The 10,231-nt window shown below is 41.3% G+C and carries 9 protein-coding genes; 6 read left to right on the top strand and 3 right to left on the bottom strand.

From position 1 onward, the window contains the following. The first annotated feature begins 493 nt into the window (after positions 1 to 493). The 4 genes from pheT to rny all read left to right on the top strand — a co-directional run bounded on the left by pheT (position 494) and on the right by rny (position 5,558). Positions 494 to 2,890 (top strand): phenylalanine--tRNA ligase subunit beta, encoded by a 2,397-nt coding sequence (gene pheT, locus B4G94_RS16615; protein WP_286860217.1) that lies wholly within the window; start codon positions 494 to 496, stop codon positions 2,888 to 2,890. 40 nt (positions 2,891 to 2,930) lie between these two features. Further along, the gene (locus B4G94_RS16610) at positions 2,931 to 3,236 is read left to right on the top strand and encodes a hypothetical protein (protein WP_077432703.1); all 306 of its coding nucleotides are present in this window, start codon (positions 2,931 to 2,933) and stop codon (positions 3,234 to 3,236) included. Between the two features lie 57 nt (positions 3,237 to 3,293). Next, entirely contained in the window at positions 3,294 to 3,584 is a 291-nt protein-coding gene (locus B4G94_RS16605; protein WP_046675831.1) for a cell division protein ZapA, read from the top strand. A gap of 420 nt (positions 3,585 to 4,004) precedes the next feature. Further along, a complete protein-coding gene (gene rny, locus B4G94_RS16600; protein ID WP_108633238.1) occupies positions 4,005 to 5,558 on the top strand; it encodes a ribonuclease Y in 1,554 nt (517 codons plus the stop codon). A gap of 57 nt (positions 5,559 to 5,615) precedes the next feature. On the opposite strand, the gene B4G94_RS16595 is transcribed toward rny, so the two are convergent. Further along, a complete protein-coding gene (locus tag B4G94_RS16595) occupies positions 5,616 to 6,266 on the bottom strand; it encodes an HAD-IA family hydrolase (RefSeq protein WP_286860215.1) in 651 nt (216 codons plus the stop codon). A gap of 140 nt (positions 6,267 to 6,406) precedes the next feature. Between B4G94_RS16595 and B4G94_RS16590 the strand changes: the two genes are divergently transcribed. Then, on the top strand, positions 6,407 to 6,934 hold the full coding sequence (locus tag B4G94_RS16590) for an Mpo1-like protein (RefSeq protein ID WP_286860213.1): 528 nt from the start codon (positions 6,407 to 6,409) through the stop codon (positions 6,932 to 6,934). 156 nt (positions 6,935 to 7,090) lie between these two features. On the opposite strand, the gene B4G94_RS16585 is transcribed toward B4G94_RS16590, so the two are convergent. Continuing rightward, the gene (locus B4G94_RS16585) at positions 7,091 to 8,416 is read right to left on the bottom strand and encodes an ABC transporter permease (RefSeq protein WP_286860211.1); all 1,326 of its coding nucleotides are present in this window, start codon (positions 8,414 to 8,416) and stop codon (positions 7,091 to 7,093) included. Next, the gene (locus B4G94_RS16580; RefSeq protein WP_286860209.1) at positions 8,409 to 9,344 is read right to left on the bottom strand and encodes an ABC transporter ATP-binding protein; all 936 of its coding nucleotides are present in this window, start codon (positions 9,342 to 9,344) and stop codon (positions 8,409 to 8,411) included. Before B4G94_RS16580 ends, B4G94_RS16585 begins: the two co-directional genes overlap by 8 nt. A gap of 191 nt (positions 9,345 to 9,535) precedes the next feature. Here B4G94_RS16580 and yihA point away from each other — a divergent pair, with 191 nt between their 5' ends. Continuing rightward, entirely contained in the window at positions 9,536 to 10,165 is a 630-nt protein-coding gene (yihA, locus tag B4G94_RS16575; protein ID WP_165308090.1) for a ribosome biogenesis GTP-binding protein YihA/YsxC, read from the top strand. The last annotated feature ends 66 nt before the right edge of the window (positions 10,166 to 10,231 follow it).

Raw genomic sequence — 10,231 nt, 5'->3', positions numbered from 1 at the left:
TTCGATGGGTTCTCAAAGAAATGAATCATTATAAATGTTTGTTTTGAACGTTCTTCAAATTAAAGCACAAAGTTACATATTATTTTTATGGAAATGATTGAATTTTGATTAAAAAATCAAGCTGCTCGTCCGTTTGAAAAAAGAGTAAAATAGCTGTTCTTATGTAATTAAATGTAAGTTGTGTTAATTCCTGTAAATAAATGTTATCATGCTAGCCTGTATTAGGATGGGAGCCTCAAAGCCGCTCATAATCAATAAATTTTATAGGTTATTTGGGTTAAACATTCCTTATTGGATGGGCATTTTATCGTATTATATTTTATCGCCTATCTATTTTTGTGTTGGATAAGTGTCTATTTTCCCGCCTGCAGGCTGGCTTGTCTTTGGATTAAAACTTAGCGGATGGAATGCAGGGACCCTGGGGCGGATCACCAAATTGACGTTGTATATAACCTCAAATTTATCTAAGTTTGTGCATCAAATCAAATTCGAGATGAACATTTCATATAATTGGTTAAAACAACACGTTAATATAGATTCGACTCCGGAGGAATTATCTTTGATCTTGACAAATACAGGATTGGAAGTAGAAGCACTGGATGTCGTACAGAGTATCCCGGGAGGATTGGATGGTTTGGTTGTTGGCGAGGTTAAAACTTGTGAACAACACCCCAATGCGGATAAATTACGCGTCACGACAGTTGATGTGGGCGCTTCTGAATTATTGAATATTGTATGTGGCGCACCAAATTGCCGTACCGGATTGAAGGTAATTGTGGCAACAGTGGGTACGACATGTCACCCTTTGACCGGAGAGCCATTTAAGATTACCAAATCTAAAATACGCGGTGAAGTATCCGAAGGAATGTTATGTGGTGAGGATGAGATTGGTTTGGGTACATCTCATGCCGGTATCGTTGAATTACCTGCCGATGTTGCGGTAGGCACATTGGTAAAAGATCATTTCAATATTGAGGATGATTACCGTTATGAAATTGGTCTTACACCGAATCGTGCGGATGCGGCATCCCATTTAGGTGTGGCACGCGATATCGCTGCTTACTTCCGTACGGATATCAAAAAAACAGATCTTTCCGCATTTCAGCCCGGTGAGGAAGTGGGAACTGCTGTTGTTGTTGAGGATACTATTGCATGTCCACGATATAGTGGAATCAATATTTCTGGCGTTCAGGTAGGTGAATCGCCAGACTGGCTGAAGGAAAAACTAAATGTGATCGGTGTACGTCCAATCAATAATATTGTCGATATCACCAATTATATATTGCATGACCTTGGCCAACCATTGCATGCGTTTGATGCGGATAAAATCACGGGGAACAAAGTGTTTGTCCGTACGGCTAAAGAAGGAGAAAAATTTGTCACTTTGGATGCTGTGGAACGGACACTTTCTGCAGAAGATCTTGTAATTGCAGATGCTGAAAAACCAATGTGTATAGCCGGTGTTTTTGGCGGTGCACATTCAGGCGTTTCCGCAGAAACAACGAATGTGTTTCTGGAATCGGCTTACTTCAATGCTGTTTCAGTACGGAAGACTTCCAAAAGGCATGGTTTGAAAACCGATGCTTCCTTTCGCTTTGAGCGAGGTACAGATCCTAATATTACGGTGGAAGCGTTAAAGCGGGCTGCATTATTAATCAGGTCAATCGCAGGTGGTACCATATCTTCAACATTGAAAGATGAATATCCCGTAGAAGTTAAGCCATTTTCATTCCCTGTCAGTTATGCGAATGTGGTGCGATTGATCGGACAGGCCATTCCCAACGAAGAAATTAAAGCTATTATTAGGGCATTAGGTATTGAGGTTGCCTCAGAGACAGCCGAGGGACTCGATGTTTTAGTACCTGCATATCGCGTTGATGTAACTCGTGAAGTGGATGTGGTCGAAGAAGTATTACGGATTTATGGTTACAATAACATTGAACTAAAATCCCAGATCAAAGCTTCATTAAACACTGTTGAAAAGCCAGATAAGGAAGTGGTTTTAAATCAGCTGGCTGATTTGTTGATCGGTAACGGATTCCGTGAAATATTAGCGAATTCGTTGACAAAGCTCGATTATGCGGATGACAGCGAGACCGCGGTAAAATTGTTCAATCCATTGAGTTCGGATTTGGATACCATGCGTCAAAACATGTTGTTCTCGGTGTTAAATGCCATTGAATATAATCAGAAACGCAGAAATTTTGATCTGAAATTCTTCGAATTTGGTAAAACCTATGCGTTGGATGGAGAAGGATATAAAGAAACGCAACATTTGACTTTTGCAATAAGCGGTAGAGAAGAGGCCGAACAGTGGAATAGTAAAAAGGGAAACGTTAATTTCTATAACCTTAAAGCTGCTGTTGATACGATTGTTAAGCGTCTAAAGATTGAGGGTATACAAATACAAGATGCGCCGAGCAATCATTTTGCCTACGGATTGAGCTATATGAAAGGTCAGAAATGTCTGGTTTCTTTCGGTGCGGTAGCTCATGCCAACCTGAAAAAAGCAGATGTTGAGGGGCAGGTTTTCTTCGCGGATTTTGACTGGGATGTCCTGATGAAAATCATTCGCAAGAATAGTATTCAATACAAAGAAGTGTCGAAATTCCCTTCGGTGCGCCGTGATTTGTCGCTGTTAATTGACGAAAATGTGAGCTTTGATAAACTCCAATTTGTTGCTCAAAAGACCGAACGCAAGCTTTTAAAGGAGGTAAATGTGTTTGATGTGTATAAAGGTGATAAAATTCCGGAAGGGAAAAAGTCTTATGCTCTGAGCTTTATCTTGCAAGATGAAGAAAAAACATTGACCGATAAACAAATTGATGCGATAGTTCAAAAATTAATTGTTAATTTTGAGAAGGAACTAAGCGCAGAGGTGCGTGGTTAAACAGAGATATAACATTAATTGGTAATATTCGATTTACGCTATGGCAACATTGTCTTCACAAATGAATCTGATCGTTGAGAAAACGAAAAACTTAATTCAAATGTGCGAAGTCTTGCAAGAAGAAAATGATTTGCTTAAATTAGAGGTACAATCCTTAAAAGTGGCTTTCGATGCGAGCAACGATAAAAGCAAGCAGCTGGAAGAGAAGGTCAAGGCACTGGCAGTAGCCCGAACCTTGGATTCGGAAACGGATAAGGAGGCAATTAATGAAAAAATACTTGACACAAAACAAAAAATTAACGATTTTGTGCGAGAAATAGACAAGTGTATTAGTTTGTTGAAGTAGTTGGAATTTGGAGATCATCGGAATTTAAACTAATACAACGTTAAAAAGCTCAAAGAAATGGGAGAGATTTCCATAAAAATAAATATCGCAGACCGTGTTTATCCCCTACGGGTGGAAAGCGCGGAGGAGGAAGTGATTCGACATGCTGCGAAATTGATAAATGAAAAAGTAAAGGAATTGCAGGAAAACTATACTGTGAGAGATAAGCAGGATCTGTTATCCATGTGTGTATTGCAGTTTGCTACGCGGATGTTAAATGCGGAGCGACAATCCCAGAACCACGAAGTGGGGCTGGAGAATTCAGTACAGGAGCTTGATCAGTTGTTGACGGATTTCTTTAAAAAATAAATTTACGTTCTTTATATTTAGAGCTTAAAACGACGAATTTGCCGCAATTAAATTCGGGTTGTCACTATTTTAAACTTAACGCTTCAATATTACAGGCGCAAAAAGATATAGGCCATTTTGCGAAAGCCATCTGGGTCATAATCTAAGCCTAATTATGTAATCACGAAGTTTAATAATACATGAGACCTGTTTAATTTAATTGCGGTTTTTTTTTGTTTGGAAATCAGCGGGCAATTGGCCGGCATGCAAGCGGAGTGAATCAGATTGGATTCAATTCCCCTGCATTTCCAATAGCGACTGCAAATAGAATACCCGATGCCAATAAGTCAGCTTATGCAAGGGTAGTGGAAGAATGGAGAGTTTTATCTGAAAAATTTAGTAATTAATAAAAACAAACATATATAATACAATTATACATACATGGACGTCGCAATTTATATCATAATTTCTCTGATTGTTGGTGTAGTTATAGGTCGTTATCTATTGGTTCTGTTATTCAAAAAACAAGAACAGGAAGCCAAAGATAAGGTAAATAGCATACTAAAAGATGCAGAGCAAGAAGGAGAACACATTAAAAAGAAACGCTTATTAGAGGCGAAAGAAAAATTCCTTCAATTAAAATCCGAACACGAAAAGGAGGTGAATCAACGTAACAATACCATCAACCAAAAGGAGAATACGTTGAGACAGAAAGAACAATCCATTAACCAAAAGCTGGAAAGCATCAATCGCGATAAGCAGGAGGTGGACGCTAAAAAGAAGCAACTGGATAAATTGGTTGAACTCAATGAAAAGAAATCCGAAGAAGTTGAGGCTTTAAAATTACAACAGATCAAACAATTGGAGAGTATCGCCGGTGTTACAGCGGACGAGGCTAAAAACCAGTTGGTGGATTCATTGCGAGAGGAAGCCCGCTCCCAGGCCATGATCCAGATCAAAGATATTGTGGACGAAGCGAAATTGACCGCGACGAAAGAAGCGAAAAAAGTCGTTATCCAAACAATTCAACGCACCGCTACCGAATCCGCAATCGAAAATACAGTGTCTATTTTCAATATCGAAAATGATGAGATCAAGGGCCGTATTATTGGTCGTGAAGGCCGTAATATCCGTGCTTTGGAAGCGGCAACAGGTGTAGAGATCATCGTTGATGATACACCAGAGGCAATTATCTTGTCTGGTTTTGATCCCGTACGTCGTGAGATTGCCCGTTTGGCCTTGCACCGCCTAGTGACAGATGGCCGTATACACCCTGCTCGTATCGAGGAGGTTGTCGCAAAAACACGTACACAAATTGAAGATGAGATCGTTGAAATTGGTGAGCGTACAGCCATTGACCTTGGGATTCATGGACTACATCCTGAACTGATCCGTATGGTCGGACGTATGCGTTATCGTTCGTCGTATGGTCAGAACCTTCTGCAGCACTCCCGTGAGGTTGCCAATTTCGCAGCAACAATGGCTGCAGAGCTTGGCCTGAATGTCAAACACGCAAAACGTGCCGGATTACTCCACGATATTGGTAAAGTGCCTGACGATAACCCGGAATTGCCACACGCAATTTTAGGTATGCAGCTTGCTGAGAAATACAAAGAACACCCTGATGTGTGTAATGCAATCGGTGCGCACCACGATGAGATCGAAATGACAGCGTTGATTTCGCCTGTTGTACAGGCATGTGACGCTATTTCTGGAGCACGCCCGGGAGCACGCCGTGAGGTGGTTGAAAGCTATATCAAACGTCTGAAAGAACTGGAGGACCTAGCATTATCCTACCCTGGTGTGGAAAAAACTTTCGCCATTCAGGCGGGACGTGAATTGCGCGTTATCGTGGAAAGCGAGAAGGTGTCTGACGCACAATCAGAGATACTTGCTGCCGATATCTCCAACCGTATCCAAACGGAAATGACGTACCCGGGACAAATTAAGGTAACGGTTATCCGTGAGACAAGATCCGTGTCTTACGCAAAATAGATCCTGAGGGATCGATCTTAAAAAAGCTCCAATCTATTATAGGTTGGAGCTTTTTTATTATCCAAAAAATTCAATTAAATCTGCAACACTGTGAAGGAGATAGGCTGGCGATTCCTGTTCGAGTTCCGCTTGGCTGCCATAACCATAAAGCACAGCAATGGCATCCATGTTTGTCTCTCTGGCGCCGATGAGATCATGTTTGCGGTCGCCGATCATGATACAGTCATGCGGGTTCGTTAGCTGAGCATTTTCCATCACATATTGAATGACACTGGTTTTTGTAGGTCTGGAATCGTCCAGGGCACTTCCCCCGGCGAAATCGAAATATTGGTCTATAGCAAAGTGCTGTAATATCCTATGCGCAAAGATTTCGGGTTTGGATGTCGCCAAGTAAACCTTATAATCTTTCGATTTGAGTCTTTCCAGTAGCTCGGGAACGCCATCAAACAGCATATTCTCATACAAACCCTGCATGGCAAAGCGCTCACGGTATTTGTCCACACAGGCCAAAGCTTCCTGTTCCCCAAATCCGTAGCTGTGCATGAACGTATCTTTCAATGGCGGCCCGATCAGCGGTTTAAGACTATCCAGATCGGGCGTAATGATTCCTTTGGCTTCGAGTGCATAAGCGATGCATTTGGTGATGCCCTCAGCAGGGTCGGTCAAGGTTCCATCAAGATCAAATAAGATGTGTTTATAAGACTTCATGCTGCAATATTACGGAATTGGATAGGAGATTGCCAGCTAAAGCCAGAAGAATGCAATTAATGACAAGCATCAGACCAAAAAAATAATATTATTATGGCGCGCAACCGTCTCGGCAGATCAATATTTATTAAATTTGCCGAATGAAACAAAAGAAGAAAGTTCAGGAAGTAGAACCGAAGCGTCCGGTAGATACCTATTTTGAGGAGTTGGATGCTAATTTTCAAGACCCGACCAATCGCATGATTCAGATTATCTTTTTGCCGCTGCTATTCTTCGGCGTGATGGGCTGTATCTGGATGATTCCTTTCCCACAGTTTGAATTCTTAGTAAAGCTCAATTGGCATACTTTTTTGAATTGGGGTTCTTTCTTTATTGCGGTTGTTATCTATTTTTACCTTAAGCTATCTGCAACCCTGTCTTATGCAATTTTATTCTCGATCGGGGCAATGAGCTATTTTATTGTGCAATTGGAATATGTGCAAAAAAATGGTGGCCCTGCAGTGATATGGGTATGCCTTGCGATTGCTTTGCTCGCACTTGCGGCATTGTACGTTGGTAAAGGAAAAGAGAAAAAAGCAATCAGCGGAAAACAGTTTCTGCAATTCCTGCTCATTGGCCCGATATGGTTATGGCATTTTGTATTTCAGAAGTTCAATATTCGGTATTAAACGTTCTATAGGATGGGTGTCTTACTAGGAAAACATGCTTTTGTAGCAAAATAAGAGAAGATTCTATCCTATACACGATATCAGAAAGGCCAGATTGCACAATGCGATCTGGCCTTTTCTATTTATTTTTTTGACTCGTTATCGTGATCAACCCGATCAATTTTTATAATTGAACCATTTGATGATTTCCTTAAGGCTTGCCTTTTTACCATAGATCAGGATGCCAACACGGTAGATTCGGGCAGCCATCCAAGTGATCAATAAGAATGTCAGGATCAACAAGGTCAATGAGGTTAATATCTGCCACATCGGCACGCCAAAAGGTATCCGAACCAACATGGCAATAGGTGATGTGAACGGAATAAAGCTCAACCAAGTGGCAATAGGCCCATTGGGATCGTTGATAATGACACCAAATGAAAGGATATATGTTAACAATAGGGGCATGGTAATGGGCATGGAAAACTGATTGGCTTCTGTTTCATTGTCTACAGCGGAACCAGCAGCGGCAAAAATAGCGCTATACAGCAGGTAGCCGGCAATAAAAAACAGAAAGAAAAAGATGATGACTTCGGTAAAATTAAAGCTTTGGATGGAGGCGAGAATGGAGGCGGATCCGCCTTGTCCGATTGCTTTGGATACCGTTCCCATATTGCCAGCTGCGGGCTGACTGGCAGCAACCTCCTGCATATCCTGCGGATTGACAAACAACAGTGTTGCCGTTATAAAAAGACCTCCTGTAAGTAGCAGCCACATCACAAATTGAGTGAGCCCGACCATCCCAATCCCAACAATTTTACCCATCATAAGCTGAAAAGGCTTGACGGAGGAAATAATAACTTCGATGATACGGTTGCTCTTCTCTTCGATGATACCACGCATCACCTGTGCGCCATACAGAAACAGGGAGAGATAAACCAGGATGGCCAGTGCGACACCAAGTCCCATAGCAATCGCCGTATTACTGTTTTTCTCTTCACCGTCAGCCGTGATCTCTTTGGCATCGATAGCGACTTTGGGTTTAATGGACTGGATAATCTGCAAGTCTATTCCCTTAGCTTTATACTCTTTTTCGCGGATGATTTCTTCCAGTTGTCCGCCGATGATCTCCTGCGTGACAAAACTTGTTTTGCCACTGGTAATCAGTTCGGCCTTCTGGCTGCTAAGAATATCCTTGGGAATGTACAAGATCGATTGTTTTCCTTCGCTCTCTGAGAGCTGCTTTTTTTGCGCCTTTAGATCTAACTTGCTGATCGTATAGCTTACGTTTTTATTGCTTTGGAGTTGCCCCGCAAATTCACCCTGCTCATCAATCACAAAGACCTCGGTGTGGGCATCTTTGAAGCTTTTTTTAGTCAGGTAAAACATGCCCGCATACAATGCAAAAAAGAATAGGGGCACGGCAAAGGTCATCACAAGAAAAGATTTTTTCTTGACGCGGGACAAATATTCCCGTTGAATAATAAGTAATATTTTATGCATGATCGTTGGCTTTAGGTGAGACTTGAGTAACTTTTTGGATGAAAATATCCGCCATGGAAGGTACGATTTCTATCAATTGATTCAGCTGTATTTGTGGTAGAAAATGCATTAATACATCATTTATATGAATATTGCTATTTAACTGAATTGTAGTGATGTATGTTTTTTCAACTCTTGTAGACGTTATGACCTCGAAGAGTGCGTCGTTGGACAGAAGAAAATTATCTTCGGTTGCTGTATATTCCAATTTGTAAGTCTGATTCCGGTATTCTTTTTTTATCGCTTGAACAGAGCCGTCCAGTATTTTCTTTGATCGGTTGATGAGTGCAATATTATCGCAAAGTTCTTCGACCGTTTCCATGCGGTGTGTCGAAAAGATAATGGTGGCCCCTTCCTTATTCAATCGTAAAATCTGCTCCTTGATGATATTGGCATTGACCGGATCAAATCCCGAAAAAGGCTCATCCAGGATAATCAATTGGGGCTGGTGAATAACAGTGGCGACAAACTGTACTTTTTGTTGCATACCCTTGCTGAGGTCTTCGATCTTCTTGTCCAACCATGAGGATATATCAAGACGTTCGCACCAGTCGTGTATCCGATGTAAAGCTTCTTTTTTAGAAAGCCCTTTCAACTGCGCCAGATAAAGCATCTGATCACCTATTTTCATTTTTTTGTAGAGCCCCCGTTCTTCGGGCAAATACCCGATTTGGGAAATATGCTGTGGTCCCAAAGCTTCGCCGTTAAAGAGGATTTGGCCGGAATCGGGAGCGGTAATCTGATTGATAATCCGTATTAGGGATGTTTTGCCGGCTCCATTCGGTCCCAATAACCCAAAAATTTTACCTTTTGGAATCTGAATGGAAACATCGTCCAATGCACGATGATTGGCGTAATCCTTAGTGACATGATTGATTTCTAGTAACATCTTTTTAGGGTTTAATTAAATTCAGTATGGCGAAAAATATAGCGTATAGCGTTTGCTATCAAATATACGCTTGTTTATTTTGACTATTAGTATGCGGCCACCCTAAAATGTTACAGATTGGCCGTTCAGTTTTTTACCCCATAGCAGGGTGAAACCTTGCCAAACGGATTCATTTAATGTACCTTTGTTCCATGGAAGTAAAAAAAGCCGAATTCGTGTGTAGCAACACGAGAGTTGACAAATTACCTGCGCCAAATTTGCCTGAGTACGCCTTTATAGGCCGTTCTAATGTAGGTAAATCTTCTTTGATCAATGCAATGACAAATAAGAAGGGGCTTGCCAAAACCTCTCAAAAACCCGGTAAGACTCAGTTGATCAATCATTTTATTATAGATGACACCTGGTATCTGGTCGATTTACCCGGTTATGGATTCGCTAAGGCGTCCAAAACAAGTCGTAATGAATGGGAAAAATTCATTCGCAGATACCTCACGCATAGAGACAATTTACAATGTGTATTTGTTTTGGTAGACAGTCGTCTCGAACCACAGAAGATCGACCTTGATTTCTGTTATTGGTTGGGTGAATGCGGTTTACCCTTTATGTTGGTCTTTACCAAAGCAGACAAACAATCAGCAGTAAAATCTGACGCGAATATTGCAAAATTTAAAAAAGAGCTGTTGCAATGGTTTGAGGAGGTGCCGCCGATCTTTTTGACCTCGGCTGAGAAGAAAGTCGGTCATGAGCCGATTCTGGAAACCATTGATGACGTCAATCGCCGATTTGTGGGGCCTGAGCCGGAAGAAAGAATGCCGTTTTAAGTAGTTCAAAAAATTAAAATTCGTTAACATCATGGCCTGGTCAACCTGATCATTGCCCAGAGTTTG

It is taken from the genome of Sphingobacterium sp. UBA7625 (assembly GCF_002484085.1).
Lineage (GTDB): Bacteria > Bacteroidota > Bacteroidia > Sphingobacteriales > Sphingobacteriaceae > Sphingobacterium > Sphingobacterium athyrii.
This window is presented reverse-complemented; position numbering and strand designations above follow the sequence as displayed.